General features: G+C 26.6%; 17 protein-coding genes. 9 read left to right on the top strand and 8 right to left on the bottom strand.

Going from position 1 to position 20528, the window contains the following annotated elements; translation table 11 throughout:
- Positions 1-48: 48 nt before the first annotated feature.
- The 5 genes from Q0K52_RS03735 to Q0K52_RS03715 all read right to left on the bottom strand — a co-directional run bounded on the left by Q0K52_RS03735 (position 49) and on the right by Q0K52_RS03715 (position 8745).
- Positions 49-993 carry an N-acetylmuramoyl-L-alanine amidase gene (locus Q0K52_RS03735; protein ID WP_297296605.1) on the bottom strand — a complete coding sequence of 315 codons (945 nt, stop codon included), beginning with the start codon at positions 991-993 and terminating at the stop codon, positions 49-51.
- Positions 939-3098: a type I DNA topoisomerase gene (gene topA / locus Q0K52_RS03730; RefSeq protein WP_297296603.1), complete on the bottom strand. Its 2160-nt coding sequence runs from the start codon at positions 3096-3098 to the stop codon at positions 939-941. Before topA ends, Q0K52_RS03735 begins: the two co-directional genes overlap by 55 nt.
- Before the next feature lie 47 nt (positions 3099-3145).
- Positions 3146-4402 carry a DNA-processing protein DprA gene (dprA, locus tag Q0K52_RS03725; RefSeq protein WP_297296601.1) on the bottom strand — a complete coding sequence of 419 codons (1257 nt, stop codon included), beginning with the start codon at positions 4400-4402 and terminating at the stop codon, positions 3146-3148.
- Positions 4399-5112, bottom strand: coding sequence for a tetratricopeptide repeat protein (locus Q0K52_RS03720; RefSeq protein WP_297296599.1), 714 nt, complete (start codon positions 5110-5112; stop codon positions 4399-4401). The genes dprA and Q0K52_RS03720 overlap by 4 nt, the downstream gene beginning before the upstream one ends.
- Before the next feature lie 246 nt (positions 5113-5358).
- Positions 5359-8745: a UvrD-helicase domain-containing protein gene (locus tag Q0K52_RS03715; protein WP_297296597.1), complete on the bottom strand. Its 3387-nt coding sequence runs from the start codon at positions 8743-8745 to the stop codon at positions 5359-5361.
- Between the two features lie 106 nt (positions 8746-8851).
- On the opposite strand from Q0K52_RS03715, the gene Q0K52_RS03710 reads away from it, so the two are divergent.
- From Q0K52_RS03710 to Q0K52_RS03690, 5 genes are all read left to right on the top strand, one after another.
- Positions 8852-9970: an AI-2E family transporter gene (locus Q0K52_RS03710; RefSeq protein ID WP_297296595.1), complete on the top strand. Its 1119-nt coding sequence runs from the start codon at positions 8852-8854 to the stop codon at positions 9968-9970.
- Positions 9971-9985: 15 nt separating this feature from the next.
- Positions 9986-10975 carry a glycosyltransferase family 9 protein gene (locus Q0K52_RS03705; protein ID WP_297296593.1) on the top strand — a complete coding sequence of 330 codons (990 nt, stop codon included), beginning with the start codon at positions 9986-9988 and terminating at the stop codon, positions 10973-10975.
- 17 nt (positions 10976-10992) lie between these two features.
- Positions 10993-11631, top strand: a complete 639-nt coding sequence (gene catA / locus Q0K52_RS03700) for a type A chloramphenicol O-acetyltransferase (RefSeq protein WP_297296591.1) — start codon at positions 10993-10995, stop codon at positions 11629-11631.
- 153 nt (positions 11632-11784) lie between these two features.
- Entirely contained in the window at positions 11785-13017 is a 1233-nt protein-coding gene (locus Q0K52_RS03695) for a DUF6175 family protein (RefSeq protein ID WP_297296589.1), read from the top strand.
- Positions 13018-13048: 31 nt separating this feature from the next.
- Positions 13049-13591, top strand: a complete 543-nt coding sequence (locus Q0K52_RS03690; protein ID WP_297296587.1) for an epoxyqueuosine reductase QueH — start codon at positions 13049-13051, stop codon at positions 13589-13591.
- Positions 13592-13597: 6 nt separating this feature from the next.
- Here Q0K52_RS03690 and Q0K52_RS03685 read toward each other — a convergent pair whose 3' ends face one another.
- From Q0K52_RS03685 to Q0K52_RS03675, 3 genes are all read right to left on the bottom strand, one after another.
- Positions 13598-13978, bottom strand: coding sequence for a helix-turn-helix transcriptional regulator (locus Q0K52_RS03685; RefSeq protein WP_297296585.1), 381 nt, complete (start codon positions 13976-13978; stop codon positions 13598-13600).
- Between the two features lie 206 nt (positions 13979-14184).
- Positions 14185-14373 carry a putative motility protein gene (locus Q0K52_RS03680; RefSeq protein ID WP_297296583.1) on the bottom strand — a complete coding sequence of 63 codons (189 nt, stop codon included), beginning with the start codon at positions 14371-14373 and terminating at the stop codon, positions 14185-14187.
- A 210-nt stretch (positions 14374-14583) separates the two neighbouring features.
- A complete protein-coding gene (locus Q0K52_RS03675; protein ID WP_297296581.1) occupies positions 14584-14781 on the bottom strand; it encodes a hypothetical protein in 198 nt (65 codons plus the stop codon).
- A 194-nt stretch (positions 14782-14975) separates the two neighbouring features.
- Here Q0K52_RS03675 and Q0K52_RS03670 point away from each other — a divergent pair, with 194 nt between their 5' ends.
- The 4 genes from Q0K52_RS03670 (at position 14976) to Q0K52_RS03655 (ending at position 20528) form a co-directional block, all read left to right on the top strand.
- Positions 14976-16664 (top strand): FAD-dependent oxidoreductase, encoded by a 1689-nt coding sequence (locus Q0K52_RS03670; protein WP_297296579.1) that lies wholly within the window; start codon positions 14976-14978, stop codon positions 16662-16664.
- Between the two features lie 169 nt (positions 16665-16833).
- The gene (locus Q0K52_RS03665) at positions 16834-17439 is read left to right on the top strand and encodes a metal-sensing transcriptional repressor (RefSeq protein ID WP_367270956.1); all 606 of its coding nucleotides are present in this window, start codon (positions 16834-16836) and stop codon (positions 17437-17439) included.
- Positions 17440-17868: 429 nt separating this feature from the next.
- On the top strand, positions 17869-19047 hold the full coding sequence (gene fabV, locus Q0K52_RS03660; protein ID WP_297296575.1) for an enoyl-ACP reductase FabV: 1179 nt from the start codon (positions 17869-17871) through the stop codon (positions 19045-19047).
- A gap of 128 nt (positions 19048-19175) precedes the next feature.
- Entirely contained in the window at positions 19176-20528 is a 1353-nt protein-coding gene (locus Q0K52_RS03655) for an AAA family ATPase (protein ID WP_297296573.1), read from the top strand.

Below are 20528 nucleotides of genomic sequence, written 5' to 3'. Positions count from 1 at the left end.
TTCCAAGTTATTATTAAATGATTTAGAATATTATTATATATTCAAAAATTATTTTGTAAAACCTTTAGTCTTTTCAAAAAGCTCTATGTATTGCTTTATACCTTCTGCTGTAGCTTTTACCATTTTTAATCTTGTTTCTTTTGTTTTCATGAATTTGGCATCATCTGGATTGGTAATAAAACCTAATTCTATTAAAGTAGAAGGCATTATAGCTCCTTTTAATACATAGAATAAGGCATTCTGTACAGGTTTTGTTCTTCTGGCAACTCCGGATACTTTAAGAACTTGTTCTGTAATAGATTCTGCTAATAATCTGCTTTCTTTTTGATACTGTTCTACAAGCATATAGTTATGAGTGATTTGAGAAGAATCTTTTTCGTATTTTGAAGTGTCTATATTATCGAATTTTACCAAAGCCTCATTTTCAAACATTGATACAGCTCTAGCATATTCACTTGATTCCTGAGCACTTACAAAATAAGCTTCAAAACCTTTAGCACTTGGACTGAATGAAGCATTAGCATGCACACTTACAAATAATGCATTTTTAGATTTGTCTGTATTTATTTTTGCGGCATCATTGGCAATTTTGAAGCGTTCTTCAAGAGTAGGGTAGGTGTCGCCTTTTCTTGTTAAAACTATTTTTACATTAGGCATAATTTTTTTTAATTCTTCTTCTAATTCCAAAGAGAATGATAAAACTACGTCTTTTTCAAATAATTTATTTATACCAATAGCCCCCGGATCTTTTCCGCCATGTCCGGGGTCTATGATTATAGTAGATATTGTTTTTTCATTGAATTTATTAACCGCAGGATTAAATGCTTTTTTTAGATCTTCTACTTTTATGTTTAGATTATCTAATTTTATTTTATCATTATTCTGCGGGTATAAAAAGTAAGTATTAAATAGAGTTAATACAATAATAAAGAATAATGTTATTCTTCGTTCTCTTTTATTTCCTCTGAATAACCACAATCTTCCTTGATACAAACTTTAAACAATCCTTTGTTTTTTATGTTCCTCTCAACCATAAGTCCTCCGCATTTTGGACAAGGTTCTTGAAGCGGTTTATCCCAACTTACGAAATCGCATTTAGGATAATTGGAACAGCCATAGAATTCTCTTCCTCTTTTTGAGCGTTTTAATGTTATATCGCCGCCGCATTTAGGACAAACTCCGAAAGATATTCCTTTAGTGTTTTTACATTCTGGGAATCCTGAACAAGCTATGAAATATCCATATCTTCCTAAACGCTTAATCATTTTCTTACCGCATTTTTCACATACAAAATCAGTTTCTTCATTGAAAAAGTCTTTCATATTATTAATATTTTCAGTAGCTGTTTTCAATGTATCCAAAAAATGAGGATAGAATTCTTTTAATATATTATTCCATTCTATATTATCGTCTTCTATTTTATCAAGTTTACTTTCCATATCAGCTGTGAAATTGATATTAACAAGCTCTGGGAAGTTCTCGCTTATAAGTTCATTAACAAGTTTTCCTAATTCTGTAGGTACTAATTGTTTTCCTTTTCTCTGTACATAATGCCTTGATATAATTGTCTTAATAGTTGGAGCATAAGTAGAAGGTCTTCCTATTCCTGATTCTTCTAATATTTTAACTAGCGAAGCATCTGTATATCTTGGAGGTGGTGTTGTGAAATGCTGCTGAGGATTATTTTCAACAAAATCACATACATCATCTTTTGATAAATTAGGCATTTTAGAAGCTTTTTCTTTATCTTCTTTATCTATAGTAAGAACTTTCATAAATCCGTCAAATTCTATTTTTGAAGAAGAAAGAGAAAACTCACAATCACCTGCCACTATTATAGCTCTTGTATTTTTCATTTTTGCAGGAAGCATTTGAGAAGAAACAAATCTTTCCCATATAAGTTTATATAATTTATATTGATCTGTTTTTAAATATTCTTTAATGCTGTCCGGAGTTAAAAATACATTAGTAGGTCTTATAGCTTCGTGAGCATCTTGAGCATTCTTTTTTACAGAATAAACAGGAGGTTCTGAAGGTAAATAATTGCTTCCATATTCTTTTTCTATAAACTCTTTAGCTTGTTCTTGTGCTACTGGAGATATTCTTACACTGTCGGTACGCATATAAGTTATTAAACCTGTAGCTTCTCCTGCAATGTCAACACCTTCATAAAGTGATTGTGCTACCTGCATAGTTTTTGAAGCACTGTATCCTAATGCACTGCTTGCTGCCTGCTGAAGCTTACTTGTAGTATATGGGGCAGTAGGATTTCTTAATCTGTCTTTTACCTCTATGCTTGAAACAGTATAAGTTTTGTCTTTAAGATGTTCCATTATATCTTCAACATCTTGTTTAGTTTTTAAATCAGGTTTTTCGCCTTTATATTTTTGAAGTTCAGCTAAAAACTCTTTATTTTTATGCTTTAAAAATACTCCGAAAGTCCAATATTCAACAGGTACAAATGTTTCAATTTCATCTTCTCTATTACAAATAATAAGTAAAGCTACATTCTGTACTCTTCCTGCGGAAAGTCCTCTTTTTATCTTATCCCAAAGTAAAGGGCTTAAATTATAACCGATAAGTCTGTCTAATACTCTCCTTGCTTTTTGGGCATTAACTTTTGCAATATCTATATCTCTAGGCTGATCAATAGCCTCTTTTAAAGCATCTTTTGTTATCTCATGGAATACTATTCTTTTTATAGGTACAGCAGAATTTACTCCTCTGATTTTATTTCCTATATGCCAAGCTATACTTTCTCCCTCTCTATCATCATCGGCTGCTAGTAATACTTCTTGGGCTTTTTTAGCTTCTTTCTTTAATTCATTTAATATTTTAGCCCTTCCTCTTATTGTAATGTATTCAGGCTCAAATCCATGATCAACATCTATAGCCAGTCTGCTTCTAGGTAAATCTATTAAATGCCCCATTGATGACATTACAAGATAATCGGAGCCTAAATATCTATTAATGGTTTTCGCTTTTGCCGGAGACTCTACTATAACAAGTTTTTTCTTCTTTGATTCTTTAGACTCTTTTTTCTCTTTTGTTTTCCTACTTGTTGTTTTTTTTATTTTTTCTTCTGTTTCATTAGGCATAGTTAAATCTCCTTCTTAATATCCTAAAAAAGTTATAATTAATTTTTTTATTTTTCTATAGTGTAATATTTTCCTGATAGCTGCTTTATAATACCTTTAATCTCTAATTGCATTAACATGGAAGTTACAGTCTGTATTTGCATATTGCTTTTTTCAATAATATCATCTATATGAATTTTCTCTGCATTTTTGATTATATTATAAAGTATAGTTTCTTCTTCCTCTAAATTATTAATAACTTCATTATTTTGCTTTTCAATTTTTTGTTGATTCTTTTCTTCTTTTTTTATTTCTCTTTCATTTTTATTTATTACAATTTCTTCTTTTATAATTTTTTCTTTTTTTATATTTTTTGATTTTATATCTCCGCCTTCAAAATATTTCAATTTCATTTTTGTGTAATCATCATCATTTGAGAATATAGAATCAAAATCTTCTAATATATCTATAAAGCTGTATGCTATTTTAGCACCGTCTTTATATAATTTATGATTTCCGAAATAAGCATTATTTTTTTCATCATAAGGTGCAATATAAACATCTCTGCCTTGATTAAGAGCATAATCAACTGTAATTAATGCTCCAGATTTGCTTGCCGCTTCAACCATAACAACAGCATAAGAAAGTCCTGATATTATTCTGTTTCTTCTAGGGAAATTCATTCTGTCAGGTTTTCTTCCTATTTCAAATTCACTTACTATGACACCTTTTTCTACTAATTTATTATATATTTGTAAATTTTCTGAAGGATAAACTGTATCAATTCCATTTCCTAAAACGGCAACTGTATTAACAAGCGATGATATAGCTCCAAGATGTGCTTCTCTATCAACTCCCTTTGCCATTCCAGATACAACTGATATATTTAAAGATGATAATTTGCTTGCAAGTTCAAATGAATATTTACGGCTTTCATTTGTAGGTTCTCTGGTTCCAACTATAGCTATAGCATTTCTTCTTAATTTTTTCAAATTGCCTTTATAATATAAAATATATGGCGGATTATCTATTTGTTTTAAATTGAATGGATAATCTTCATCAAATAAGCTTAATATTCCTATTCCGTAATCTTTTGATTTCTCTACTATTGTATTTGCTTTATCTAATATTTCATTTTTATCAAAATTGGATATTTGAGATTTGAATTTCTTTTCTAGAAGTTCTTTTATATTTTCTTCTTTATCTTCAAAAATATTTTCAACAGATTCATAATGATTAATAAGTTCGGATATTCTTTTATCTCCTACTTTATCAATTTGATTTAAGGCAATCAAATAGGTTTTAATATCATTATTACTGCTCAATTTCTCTGTCCTATAATTTGATTTATATTATTTAATGCTGTTTGTTTTATATTATTTTCAGTAGCTATAGTAGATATTTTTCTATAAGCCGCTATAGCTTCATCATAATTTCCCCTGCCGTATTGTATTCTAGCTAATATAAATAAATAGTCTACATTATTAGGGTTCATTTCTACCGCTTTTTTTATATTTTCAAATCCAGCTTCATAGTCCTGCTGCTGTATGCCTTTTAATGATGCTAAAGCTGCATAATAATTGGCATTATTAGGGTCTTTATTAATTGCAAAAGTGATATTGCTTTCCGCTCTTTGCAAGAAATTTGTCTTTTTATCAGCTGTATCAGCACTTTCAGCTAAATTTGCATAAGATATTCCCAGTCCGTATCTTAAATATGGGCTGTTAGGAAGTATTTTTAATGCTTCAGAGAAGTATTTTGCTGAATAACCATATTGCTCTTTTACTAAACTTCTTTCTGCTAATGTTCTGTATACTGCTGCCAATCTGTCCTGAGCATATATCTTTTGATTGATAATATCATTATATGTAGATGTGATATCCAAAAGGGCTTTATCATCATCTGCATTTTTTCCTTTTTCGTATAAAGAATATGCTTTATTTAATTTAAATCTATTAGTAAATACTTGTTTGTCGCAAGATACAATAGATACTAAACAGATTATTAGTAATAAATATTTAATAATACTTTTCATTAATTTTTCCTTCTATTATATATAATATATACATTATAATAGAAAAAAGTAAAGGAGATTATTAATATAATAATATATAAATGATAAAAATATATCATTATAATTTATAAATATAGTGTATCTATATACTAAATGATGTTAATTGTACAGTTTTGATTTTATTTGTAGTTTTTTATAGGTTTCATAATTGTATAATATTAAATTTTGATATTTTAATTATTAACTGCATATTTTATTAAAAGTTTATTATTTCAAAAATATAATATCTGTTTTTATATCATTTTCATCTATTTTAAATGTTTTTTGGAACATATTTTTATATTTATTTAATTGTGATTGATAGAGATCTAATTTTTCTTTACTGTATTTTGATACCTTATAGTCTAAGATAAAATATTCACCTTTTTTATTTTTTGTGATTATATCGATCTTTCCTGTTTCTAATATTTCACCATCGAAATTTTGGAAAGTATGCTCTCTTGAAACTATTTGCTCATTATTTTCTAATATATTTTTTATATGTTCATTTTCAAATAATCTTTCAAATGCTAAAGTTAAGCTTTTCATTAATTGTTTTTTATTGTAATGTGAATTATTTTTTAACACACTTTTTTTAACTTTTTCTAAATATAAATCTTTTTCATCATTATATTTCTCATAATCAAAATATTCCAACATTTTATGTATTATTGTACCTAAATCAGTATATGATATGAATGATATATTTTCATTATAATCTTCACTATCGTTTTCATTTATTTCACTTTCAAGTTCAGATATTTTATTGTCTAAAAGTTCAGATATTTCAATTATATGTTTCTGAGCATATTTATCATTATTTACATTTTTTGAAGGCATACGGTTTTTAATAGCCTTTACTGTAATTTCTTTTTTATTTTCTTTTATATCTTCTATTTTTTCTTTTATTTTATTTATATCTACTATGTTGGCATCTATATTTTCTTTAGGCTCTATTGCTGTACCATAAGTATATGTATTAATAAAGTTATTTTTAATATTTTCATCATTTATTAAATCATCATTTTCTTCGCTTATGGTATTAGGCATATAATCTTTAAATACATCATTGAAGTATTGATTTATATATTCCCTATAGCTAGTTCCCCTTGAATGCTCTCCTGATAATACTAAATTATTTGAGGCACGGGTTAAAGCTACATACATAAGTCTTCTTTTTTCAGATTTTTCACTTGTTTTATTATATTCTTCATCTGATATTGAGCAATTTATAGGATGATAATCATTTCTATAATATACAGGAAGTTTTATAAATGGTGAATCTTCTATAAAATCGAAATTATTAAGTTTAGGACTATTATAATCTCCCATTCCTGCAACAAATACATTATCAAATTCCAATCCTTTAGATTTATGTATTGTCATTATTTTTACAGCTTCTACAGATAGTTTTGGTATTGATGAATAAGGTTCTTTAGTATTTGCATTTTGAATATTCAAAACAAAATCATAAGCATTGTTTCCTGTTTGATTTTCAAATTCACTAGCTAAAGTCTTTAATTTCTCTATATTTGAGTATGAAAGCTCTGCATCTTCCATAGTCATTAAATAATTATAAAAATTGGTATCATTACATATAGTTTCAATTATTTCAGAAGCATTTAACATTGATATTTTACTTTCTATTGAGTTTAAAAGCTCTTTTGCTTCTTTTAATTGATTATAATATGGCTTAGATTTTGCTATTTCTAATATTTTATTATATTTATCTTCATCGTATATTGCCTTAGGGAAATAATCATTTATATCATATCCTAATTTTGATAAAGTAAATAGAAAATCAGATAAATTTCCTATATCTATATCAAAGAATTCGCTTCTAAGAAGTGTAGGTAATTTAGCATGATCTCTTAAAACTAAATATTCTAAAAATGTTTTTATGAGTATGATTTCTTGTCTTTCGTAAAAACCATTTCCTCCATCAATATAATACGGTATTTGTAAATATGATAATGCTTTTAAATATACATTCAGTCTTTTAAAGTTTTGAAGCAGTATAACAACATTTTTATAATTATTATCATAATTGTTTTTTATGTATTTTGCTATTGCAAATGATTCTAATAATGTTCTGTATTCTATATTAAAATTCGGTTCAGTATTTTGGCAATTTTTATTAAGCACTAATATTGATATTGCTTTATCTTTAGTTTTCTTGTTAGGAGTTAAATTGTCTTTATCTGTGTATTCTATCTCATCATCAGTAAATACTGTATTTTGGAATAAATCATTGAAAAACTCTATAAGCATAGAATTACTTCTGTAATTATCCTTCAAATACTTAACATAATCATTAAATTGATGCTGGGAATTGATAAAATCTCTAAAATTTGCATTTCTAAATCTATATATTGACTGTTTTCTATCTCCAACTACCATTAATTTTTTATCAGTTTTAATGCTGCTGTCTATATTTGATTTTCCAAATACTATTAAATTTATAAACGAAAATTGTAATGAGCTTGTATCCTGTGCTTCATCTAGTATCAAAGTGGATATATTATCTCTTATCGATTTTGATATATTTTTATCTTCCAAAGCTTCTATTGCCTTGTACATTATATCTTCATGTGTATAAACGCCTAATGATTTTTTTACTTCTTCAAAATGATTGTAAGCATCTTTTATAAAATTCACAACAGCAATATAATTTTCTCTATTCCTTTCAATATCAATATATACGAATAATGTAGAATATAATGTTTTTAATTCTGTAATAGCATTTTTAAAAGACTCATTTTTATTTCCGCATCTATTAGGCTGATTTTCTACTTCACTAATTATATATTTTATTTTGTCAAATTCATTTTCTTCTATATTTTTTATAGATTCTAAATTTGATAATTTAGCTATATAGTTTGTTGTGTTTTCTACTAATACTTTAAAAGTTTTGATAGTATTATTTTCCGGACCGTCATCATTTATAATAAAGTTATTTAATAAACAAATATTATTATATATTTTGCTGTATTCTTCTTTTATGTTTAGTATTTCTAATGCTTTTTTTTCAAAATTCTCTATATTTGTCAATCTAGGCTTTATCTTTAATAAGAAATTTAATATTGCACCAGCGAAGTTGTTTTTTGATTCTTCAGTATATATTCTGTATATTGAACGAAGTTTTTCTGTGTAATCAACTTCTTTTAATGTATTTAATACTTCTTCTTTTAATGTTTCATAAATATCAGAATTATCTTCCAATATTTTAGCATTAGGAGGTATAGAAAGAAGCATAGCATTTTCCATTGCTATAGAATTTGCAAATGCATTTATTGTGGATATTTTGGCGTTTGTAAGAATATCTCTATAAATATTTTGCCAATATTGTTTTTCTTTTATTGATTTATTATCTATTTCTTTGATTTTTGATCTTACTTTTAATCTTATTCTAAGAAGCATTTCATTAGCAGCAGCTTTTGTAAAAGTGATAACTACTATATTTGATACTTTTTCACCTTTCTCTAATAATTTTAAATATAACTCTATTATAGTACTTGTTTTTCCAGTACCAGCTGATGCATTAACGAAGCATATACCATTATCAAAGAAGCAATTTATTATATCTTGTTGTTGTTTATTTAAATTAAAACTCATATAAATATGATAACACAAATACATAATAATTCAAATTAAAATGCTTGAAAAATATGGTATATATATTATTATAAACTTTCTAATTTTATTGATTTATGGAGAATTTATGAATAAAAACAATATAGGATACATCTTTTTTATAGCTTTTATCTTTTTATCTATTTATATAATGTACAAACTTTTAAGACCATTCGGTATGATTATATTTTTTGCTGTTGTTTTTTATGTTGTACTAAATCCATTATTTATAAAGGCTATGGGAAAAAGCTATAAGAAGAAAGATAAATTCTCTATGATTAAAAGAAATACTTTAGCTTTATTATTTTCTTTAACATCTTTGATTATATTTTTAGTTCCTACAAGTATTTTAGCATATACTATTATAGTTCAGCTTATAGATATTTCTAATATAGGGATAAAATATTTCATGAATCTTGATGTTAATGAAGTTTTAAGTAATTCAAATATTAATAATTTTTTAAAAACGCTTCCAATAGATGTATCAATGGAAACTATATTAAAAAGAATTCAAGATTCTTCGCTTTCGAATTTGACATTTTTTAGTTCTTATTTAACTCAAAATGTTGCTAGCTTAGTAAAGAGTACAGGCGGATTTGTAAGTTCATTTATATTTATGATGTTTTCGCTTTTCTTTTTCTTTATAGACGGAGAATATTTAATATCTCAAGTTAGAACATTAGTTCCTATAGATGGAAAATATTTAGACAGATTAATAAAACAGGTATCTGAAGGTATTAAAGGTATTGTTTTTGGAAATTTATTCACTGGTATATTTCAGGGTGTATGTGCTTTTATAGTATATACAATATTTGGAGTTGCTAATTCATTTACTTTTGCATTTCTTACAATAATAGCATCTTTCATGCCTATAATAGGTACTACAATAATATGGATTCCTCTTGGTGTATTATTTGTAATTAATGGTCATCTTATAAAAGCAATAATATTTGTTGTTTGTGCTTGGCTGTTTATAACTATACCGGATAATTTTGTACGTCCATTGCTTCTTGGGAATAGAATAGAACTTCACCCATTATTTATATTCTTTTCTATACTTGGAGGTGTTTTGTTCTTCGGACTTTCAGGAATATTGCTTGGACCTTTAACAGTTATATTATTCTTCGAGATTATGAAAATATATAATGAAGAAAGATTATTAGAAGCTAAAAAAGAGAAAATGGCAAAAAGAAGAAGACAATTTTAATAAGAGTTTTATTTTATGACAAAAATATTAATTATAGGAATGAATTATATTGGAGATACAATATTTATAACTCCTTTAATAAGAGCTTTAAAAAAACATTATAATGATTCTATTATTGATGTTGTAAATGGTGCAAGAGGAATTGATATATTAAAGGAAAATCCATATATAAATAATATTATAGTTAGAGATGATAAAGTAATGGACTATATAAAATCACAAAAATATGATATAGGCATTACAGCTACAACTGCATTTTATGGGGCATCACTTTTGTATAAAGCTAAGATACCAGAAAGAGTAGGTGTTAATAGTGAATGCAGAGGATTCTTATTAACTAAAAAAACTTCTTGGAAAAAGCATAGCAGACATATAGTAGATACTATTCTTTCTATATTAAAACCTATGAATATAAAAGAAGACGGAATTAATACAGAAATATTTTTATCTGAAGAAGAAAATAATTTTGGTATTGCTAAAATGAAATACTATAAAAATGCTTTGCTTGTGCATGGAGGAGCTACCAGAATAAGTAAAAGATATGGAATAGATAATTTTTCAAAACTTATAGAAATGTTTTATAAAGAAAAAAAAGTTCCTATAATATTAATAGGGGCAAAAGATGATATTGATTTTTCTGATGAGATGAAAAATAGATTAGGAAATATAATAGCAGATGATTTTACTAATAAATTAAGCATCAGAGAATTGATATCCGTTATAAAAAATTCTTATGCTTTAATTGGAGGCGACAGTGCTCCGCTTCATATAGCTAATGCATGCGGAATATTTTCTATAGGCATATTTGGCGATACTTTGCCTTTGATCTATGGTGCCAGAGGAGAAAAAGCTATAAATATAGAAGCTAGAAAAAAATACTGCAATGCTTTGAAAAGTTTTCATTGTGAGTATATGAAAAGAGGATGTAAAACTATAGATTGTTTGAAAAAATTATCCTATGAAGAAGTATTGCCTCATCTTTTAAATGTTTATAAAAATGTATAAATTTTAAAGGCTATTGTATGTTTAACAAAATAGATTTAAATAATTATAACAGAAAGGAACATTACGAAGCTTATATGTATAATGTACCTTGCACATATAGTATAACAGTTCAATTGAATATCACTAATTTTTATAAATCAGTTAAGAGTAAAAATATTAAATTCTATGCTTCAGTTATATATTTAATATCAAAAGTTGTTAATCGTTATGAAGAGTTTAAAATGTCTTTAAATGATAATAAAGAGCTTGGTTATTATGATATAGTTTATCCAAGTTATACAATATTTCATGATGATACTAAGACTTTTTCATCTATTTATACGGAATACAATGAAAATTTTGATGTATTTTATAAAAATTATATTTCAGATATAGAAACTTACGGAAATAATAAATCATTTTTAGCTAAGCCTTGTAATATAAAGAATATATTTAATATTTCATCTCTTCCATTATCTACATTTACAGGTTTTAATCTAAATTTACAAAATGGCTTCGATTATTTAGCACCAATATTTACAATGGGAAAGTATTATACAGATGATAAAAATAATATTGTTCTTCCATTAGCTTTACAAATTCACCATAGTGTATGCGATGGTTATCATGCATCTGTGTTTTTTAATGATTTGCAGGAAGAATTTAACAATTTTTAATTATAATTAATTCTTGAAAAAATATAACTTTATTATAATATATATGCTTATAACTATATTATAGGGTTAAAATATAATTGCAGTAATTATATTTTTATTCGATAAACTATTTAAAGTTATTTTACTAACTAATGATTAGAGGTTTATGTTAATATGAAAATGAAGTTTAATAAATTATATCTATTTGTTTTTTTATCTTTATTTGCTATATCTTGTGCTACAACATCTAAAAGCACATCAAGCGGTGTGTATGTAGGAGAAGATACAGGAGAAATCGGAATAGTTAATAACTGGAAAAACCCAGACTTTAAAGGCGGCAAAACTACAAAAATAGTTGCTGAAGGTTTTGCTTCTGCTGACGGCAGAGGGGAGGCTGATGCCATAGAAAGATCAATAGAAAGTGCTAAGCGTAATGCTGTAGAGCAGGCAGTTGGTTCTATGGTGCAGGGAACTACTTTGGTAGAAAATAATAAACTTATAAGTTCAAAAATATATGATAATACAACAGGCTATATATCTGCATATAAAGTGTTAAATATTGCAAAATCAGGTTCAGTATGGTATTCAAAAATAGAGGCTACTGTAGGTGTTGATATGCTTCAGGATAATTTGCAGGCTATGGGAATACTTATGGATAGAAAAAATATGCCTCTTATAGTTACGCTTGTTACAGATGAAACAGGAAATTTAAGTGAATCATTTAATGTTGAATTAGAAAGAAATATGAGCGAGAAGGGATTTAAATTTGTAAGTGCTTCATCATTAAAAAATGCTATGAGAAAAGAAAATATTACTTATGAAGATACTTCACGTTCTTCGGATTCTATAAAAAAGATAGCAGAGGCTACAGGTGCTCAAATAGCTATATTAGGAAAGGCTAATGCTTCATTCTTTACTACTATAAAAGGTACAGCAATGAAAAGCTATAGAAGCGATATTGCAATTACTGCAGTTAATATATCCGATTACAGTACTATAGCAAGAGTTACCCATCAGGCTGGAGGAGTTGGCGGAAGCGATAAAGATGCTCATTCTATTGCATTAGTTAAATCTGCAGATTCTGTATCAGAAGATTTTGTTAATCAAATAGTTAGCAAATGGCAAAGCGAAGTTCAAAATGGTACAGAGTATACTATATATGTTAAAGGACTTGATTTTAATGATTCTATAGGTTTTGAAGAAGCATTAAAAAAGAATGTAGGCGGATTGAAAAGTGTTTATAATAGAGGTGTTTCAGGCGATTCTTCTAAATATGTAGTTACTTATATAGGAAGCAGCAGAGATTTAGCGGTAGATATCAATTCAAAAGCTAAAAATATGGGGTATCAAATAATAATAAGCAGCTTTGATGATAAAACTATTACATTAAAAGCCAATAAAAGATAATTTTTAGTGTTATTTTATTTAAGGTTATTTTATGAAAGAAAAATTAGTTGTTCATACATGCTGTGCTGTTTGTATGTCTTATCCGCGTACTATACTTGAAGATTATGACAGTGTATTTTATTTTTATAATCCTAATATATATCCTATTTCAGAATATGAAAGAAGGCGTGATGAGTTTATAAATTATGCTAATTCTTTGGGTATAAATATTCATGTTCATGAAGAAAATGATGCGGTGCAAAATTGGTATGATGATATAAAAGGTTTTGAGAATGAACCGGAAAAAGGTGCAAGATGCAGTATTTGTTTTAAGCATAGAATAAGAAAGGCATTTGAATATGCTAAAAGTATAAATGCTAAATATGTTGCTACAGTTATGACAGTAAGTCCTCATAAAAATAGTAAAGTTATTCAAATGATAGGGGAGTCTTTATCTAAAGAATATGATGGAATAGAGTATTTGCATTTCGATTTTAAAAAGAAAGACGGATTTAAAAAGACTAATATAATAGCAAATGAAGCTGGTCTTTACAGACAAAATTATTGTGGCTGTGAATTTAGTATAAGAGATTAAATTTTATTATTTATCATCTTTTGAATTGTTATTTTGAGATTGTTCTCTCATTATATTATTAAGATGATCCAGCATATTTCCTATAAAATCCAATTTATTTTCTTCAAATTTTTTCAATTTTTCTGATATAGCAAATATTTTTTCTTCAGAGTTTTTTAGATTATATGGTTTCATATTTAATAGTATATCAGGGGAGGTTTCTAAAGCTTTGCATATTTTATTTAGATTTTTTATTGATATATTTCTGTTTCCTACTTCAACACCTTGTAAGTATTTTCCAGATAACGAGGATTTTTCTGCGAGCTGATCTATAGTCATTTTTTTGCTTTTTCTTAATTCTCTTATATTTTGACCTAAATTTTTTAATACTACTTCTGTGTCCATCATAAAAAACTCCAGTTTAATGCTTTAACCTTATATTATTTATGATATATAAAAATTTTATTTAAAAAAACAATTTATAATTTGACTATTTGAGAAAAAAGTAATTTTTGTCTACTTATGAGCGGTATTGTATTGGTATAACATATTTATATAAAAAAAGGCTGCCAATAATGAATTATTATTAGCAGCCCATAGGTATTTATTGTTTCTTATGCATAAACATTTAAATTTTGACCGATTCCAGGTCTAACAGGAGCAGAAACAGCTTGAGGCTGAACGCTGCTCATTATTTTATCTACTGCTTGAGCTTGCATATCAGAAGTTTTTCTTATCATACTTAAAGATACATCTTGTTTAAGCATTGCTGTGGAATAAGTATTATAAGCTGAAATATCCATGTTTATCCTCCTTACTTTACATAAATAAAACAATTTACTTCTATAATTGTAAAGCAATCGTATATTTTATCAAGTTAATTTATATAAAAATATTAGAAAATAAACACTATGGAATATATTATGATAATTTAATGTTTACATAATTTAATAAAATTAAAGACCAATTGCATTTTTATTATTTCAAAAAACACAATTGGTCAGGAACAATAATTAAGCATACACATCTAAATTCTTTCCAATATTATTATTGATTGGCATAGATGATCCCTGAGGAGTTACTATGCTTGCAACTTTCTCAGCAGATTGAGCAGAACCATAAGCTGAAGAATTGTAAACATTTAATCCAGCAGAAGTCATATGTCTAGTCAATGGAAACATTTCAGATGAATAAATAGAATAAACTCCCATTTATAACCTCCAAAGACTTTATTTATATACATTTAATATCGGAATGTATATAATATTTATTAAATTTTATACAAATATTACAAATAAAATATTTTACTTTTTATATTTTTTATTATTAAAATATATTGACTTATTTATGTATTATACATATACTAGGTATATATAAAGAAATATATATTTATGGAGTGAAAAAAATGAAAAAAATATTAATAGTAGGCGGTGTTGCAGGAGGAGCTTCAGCTGCTGCAAGGCTTAGAAGATTAAATGAACAAGATAAAATAATAATGTTTGAAAAAGGGCCTCATGTATCATTTTCTAATTGTTCGCTTCCTTATCATATAGGCGGATTAATTCCTAATGAAGAAACTTTACTTCTTATGTCGCCTGAGAAATTTTTAAAGCAATTTAATGTTGATGCCAGAGTTAATAGTGAAGTTATAGCTATAGATAGAGAGAAAAAAGAAGTTACTGTTGTATGCGAGGGTAAAGAATATAAAGAAAGTTATGATAAACTTATACTTTCTATGGGTGCTAAACCTATAGTTCCTCCTATTAAAGGAATAGAAAAAGTTAATGTATTTACAGTAAGAAATGTTGTTGATATAAGCAAAATACATCATTTCCTTAACGGCAAGCCTAAAGCTAAAGTAGCTGTTATAGGCGGCGGATTTATAGGTATTGAAATGGCTGAAAATTTAAAGCATGCCGGATATAATGTTACAATAGTAGAAGCATTGCCTCAAATAATGAAGCCTTTCGATTATGATATGGTTCAAATTCTGCATAGAGAATTAATTGATAATGGTGTTGAATTAATTGTTAATGATAAAGTTGATAGTTTTGATACTAATACAGTAGTTTTAGCTTCAGGAAAGAAAGTAGAGGCTGATGCTGTTATACTCGCTATAGGTGTAGCACCAGAAACTGATATAGCAGTTAAAGCAGGAATAGAACTTGGAAAAACTAAGGCTATTAAAGTTGATTCTAATTACAGAACTAATGATAAAGATATTTATGCAGTAGGCGATGCTATAGAAGTTTATGGAGCATTATTTAATGATTATTTCAAATTGGCATTAGCTGGACCTGCTCAAAAACAAGCTAGAGCAGTTGCAGATCATATTAATGGAAGAACAGTAGATAACAGAGGATTTATAGGTTCATCTGTTATAAAAGTATTTGGATATAATGGAGCTTCTACAGGCCTTTCAGAAGGCTTTATTAAGGCTATGAATTTGAATATAGACTATGATACAGTTGATATAATTCCTTTTGACGGTGTATCAATTATGCCTACTACAAAATTAATGCATTTCAAGCTTATATATGAAGTACCAACAGGAAAAATTTTAGGTGCTCAGGCAATAGGCAGAGGAAATGTTGATAAGAGAATAGATGTTATAGCTACAGTTATAAAATTCGGTGGAACTATAGATGATTTGAAAGATTTGGAATTATGTTATGCTCCTTCATTCGGAACTGCTAAAGATGTAGTTAATTTTGCTGGTTATGTAGCATCTAATTTAAGAAATGGAGATTTTAAGCAAGTACATTATAGTCAGGTTAGAGAGTTAGTTGAAAAAGATTCTTATTTCTTAGATGTAAGAATGCCTGAAGATTTTGCGGCAGGACACTTAGAAAAAGCTGTTAATATACCTTTAGGAGCTTTAAGAAGCAGATATAATGAAATACCTAGAGACAGAACAGTATATATTACTTGTAAAACAGGATTAACCAGCTATACTGCTTGTAAAATACTTCAAAATATGGGATTTGATAATGTAGTTAATGTTTCAGGAGGATTTATAGGTTTATCACAATATGAATACTATAATGATAAAACTACAGGAAGAAAACCAATATTAACATCATATTTCAAATAATTTTATTATAAATTGATTTAGATATAAGGTTATTTTTTATTTATTAGAAAAATAGCCTTTTTTATGTAATACAAACTATTTTTGTATTTTATTTTGAAAAAATATTTTGTAAAAATCTATTTTTTTTATATAATAGTTAATATAATAGATTTTTTTAAGGATTTAAATTATGGTTATAGAAAATGGATTAAATATAGTGTCTCCTTCGGAGGCTGGCGAAATTATTAAAAATATCGAAAATATAGTTATACTCGATGTAAGAACAGAGATGGAGCATAACTATGAGGGTATGATTGAAGATTCCATTTCTATGGATTTCCTTAAGCCAAGAGTGTTTAAAAGGGAGATATCCAAGCTTGATAAAGAACTTCCTTATATGTTGTATTGTTCCGTTGGCAAGTTAAGTGTAAAAGCGGCAGAGTATATGAAAGATGAAGGATTTAACAATCTTTATGTACTAGAGGGGGGATTAAAAGCTTGGAATAAACATTTTGGTGATAGCAACAAGGTGTCTAAATTTGATAGAGAGGAGGCTTTGGAAAGACGTAAGAGACTTATTATCAGATTAAACAGAATTGAAGGTCAAATTAAAGGTATGAAGAAAATGTTAGCTAAGGGCGAGTATTGCGGAGATATACTCAATCAGTCTCTCGCTGTTAAGGCAGCTATGGGCAGTGTTAATCAAGAAATTATGGAAGTCTTTTTGAATACTTGTATGATTTCTCCTAAGGAAAAAGATGATTTCTTTAGATATATGAGAAAGCTTATAAAATAATTTATTTTTTTGAAATTTTATATTCTATTATTAAAAATGACTTTTAATATTTTTATTAAAGGCCGTTTTTTATTATTTAATTTTCAATAATCGAAAACCAGGTATTTCATTAAAAATTAGTATTATATTTTACCATTCTTTGTAAATATATTTCATTTTTAAACAGTTTCTAATATATCAGTTCAAAATATATACAAATAATTTATATCTTTTATAATTTTTATATTATTTTAATTATGTACTTAAAAATTGATATATAGTATTTTTGTATTATAAAACTGATAATTATATATAGTAATATAATAAACAAATATTTATCAAAAAAAATCATTACCGTAACAATAAAATGCTTTTTTATATTGAAAAAAAATATTATTGATATATTATTAATGTAATTTATAAAATAAAAATTAGTGGAGGTTGTTAATTATGGTAGTAAAACCACAAATAGCAAATAATGTGTGCAGAACTTCTCACCCTACAGGCTGTGCTAAAGAAGTAGAAAATCAAATTAATTATGTTAAATCTAAACCAAAAATAAATTCTAACATAAAAAACGCTTTAATATTAGGAGCTTCAGGCGGTTACGGACTTGCAAGCAGAATAGTATTAGCTTATGGAATGGGAGCAGCAACTTTGGGCGTATCTTTTGAAAGAGCAGCTACAGAAGAAAAAACTGGAACTCCAGGCTGGTATAATAATAAAGCATTCAGCGAATATGCTAAAAGAGACGGTTTAAAAGAAAAAACTATAATAGGAGATGCTTTCTTACAATCATCTAAAGAAAATATTATTAAAGAAGCTAAAGAATTTTTCGGCGGAAAAATTGACTGTGTTATATACAGTTTAGCTACAGGTATAAGAAAAGATGAAAAAGAAGGCATAACATATCGTTCAGCTTTAAAACCAGTAGGAAAAGATTATGCTGGTATGGGCGTTGATTTTATGACAGAAGAACTCATCGAAGTAAAAATGCCTGCTGCAAGCGAAGAAGAAATAAAAGCTACAGTAAAAGTTATGGGCGGTGATGATTGGAGATTATGGATTGAAGCTTTAATAAAAGAAGATATGTTATCAGAAAATGCTTTAACATTAGCTTATTCATATATAGGACCAGAGATGACTAAAGATATATATAGAGACGGTACTATTGGTAAGGCTAAAGATGATTTGGAAGCTACAGCTTTAGAAATAGATAAATTAATGCAAGATAAATTAAATGGTCATGCTTATGTAAGTGTTGCTAAAGCTGTTGTTACAAGAGCTTCTGCAGTTATACCAGCTATGCCATTATATATAAGCATATTATTTAAAGTTATGAAAGAGAAAGGTATACATGAGGGCTGCATAGAACAAATGTACAGACAATTTGCTGATAAAATATATTCTTCTAAAGGTGTTGAACTTGACAATGAACATAGATTAAGATTAGATGACTGGGAATTAAGAGAAGATGTACAAAAAGAAGTGTCTGATTCTTGGAATAAAATAAAAGATAATGATTCATTAAAAGCTAATGCTGATTTAGCACAATTTAGAGATGAATATTTACATCTTCATGGTTTTGGCTTGGAAGGCATCAACTATGATGAAGATGTACAAATATGATAATTAAATAATTTTATTATTGTTTATAATAAAGAGGCATGTTGATTATTATATCAGCATGCCTTTTATATTGATATAGTTTTTAATCTATTATATAATTTAAAAAAATTAATGTGTAAAGAATTATTATGTCAGAAAAAAATAAATACCCTAAACTATATGTTAAAAATTTTGCTAAAATCAAAGAGGCAGAAATAGAATTGGCTCCATTCACACTTTTTGTCGGCGACAACAACAGCGGTAAAAGTTATTTAGCTAGTTTAGTTTGGTATATTTCTAGTGTAATGTTTTTTTGGGACTATAAACAATCTTTGAATTTTAAAAATTATCATTATTTATATAATTTGTCAAATGAAATATTTTCTAACAATAAAACTGAAGTTACAGAAATAAAGATATCTAATGAAGTTATAGATGAATGTATAAATGTAGCAAATGATATTATATCTTATAATAAGGTTGCTATTTTTGAAAGTATATTTACTTATAAAAATATTATTGCTGAAGAAATATATATATCGTATCAAAATTATGATATAAATATTAATATGAAATATCATAAGAGTATTTCATCTAATAAATCTAATGATAATATTATTTATTTTTATCATAATAATAAATATTTTCCAGGAAATGCTAGTAACAGTATTGATAGCATTATTACATTATTATGTATTAGAATATTGGAGGGTATTATGTCAAGAGAATATAATAATACTCTTTTTTTGCCTATATCAAGAACAGGTTTTTTATTGTTTAAAGATTTAATAATAGATAAATCGTTAAACAGTTATTTTAGTAATAGTTATTATTCTAATGTTAATGATAAATTAGAATTAACATTACCTATAAGAGATTTTTTCTTTAAATTATCGTATTTAAATTTCAATGAGAATATTAATAAAAAAAATATTGTGGATTTACTAGAAAATAAAATTATAAATGGTAAGATATATTTAGATAATATGCCTTCTCCAAAAGTTCATTATAAAAGTAATAATTTAGATATCGATTTAAAAATGCATGTAAGTTCTGCAGTAATTACTGAAATTGCTGCTTTAATACTATTTTTAAAATATAGTAAACATAATGAAGATATAATGATGGAAGAGCCTGAAATTTCTTTACATCCTTATCTTCAGCAGCAATTGACAAGAGTTTTTATTAAATTAGTGAATATTAATACTCATATTTTAATAACAACTCACAGCGATACTATTGTTCAGCATATAAATAATATGATTAAATTAAATTCAAATGATGAAGAAAGAAAAAAATATTTGATGAATAAATACGGTTATGATGAAGATGATTTGATTTCAGAAGATAAGGTTAGAATGTATCAGTTTGACATTGAAGAAGACGGATTTACAAAAGTTACAAAATTAGAAAGTTCAGAGTACGGTTTTGAAGTTCCTACTTTCAATAAAGTACTAAAAAAAATATCAGATGAAATATATGATTTTCAGGAAGAATTATAA

Origin of the sequence: uncultured Brachyspira sp. (assembly GCF_944390845.1) — a bacterium.
In the GTDB taxonomy this organism is placed as follows: domain Bacteria; phylum Spirochaetota; class Brachyspiria; order Brachyspirales; family Brachyspiraceae; genus Brachyspira; species Brachyspira pulli.
Note: the sequence above shows the minus strand (reverse complement) of the source record. Positions and strands in the feature narration are given on the sequence as shown.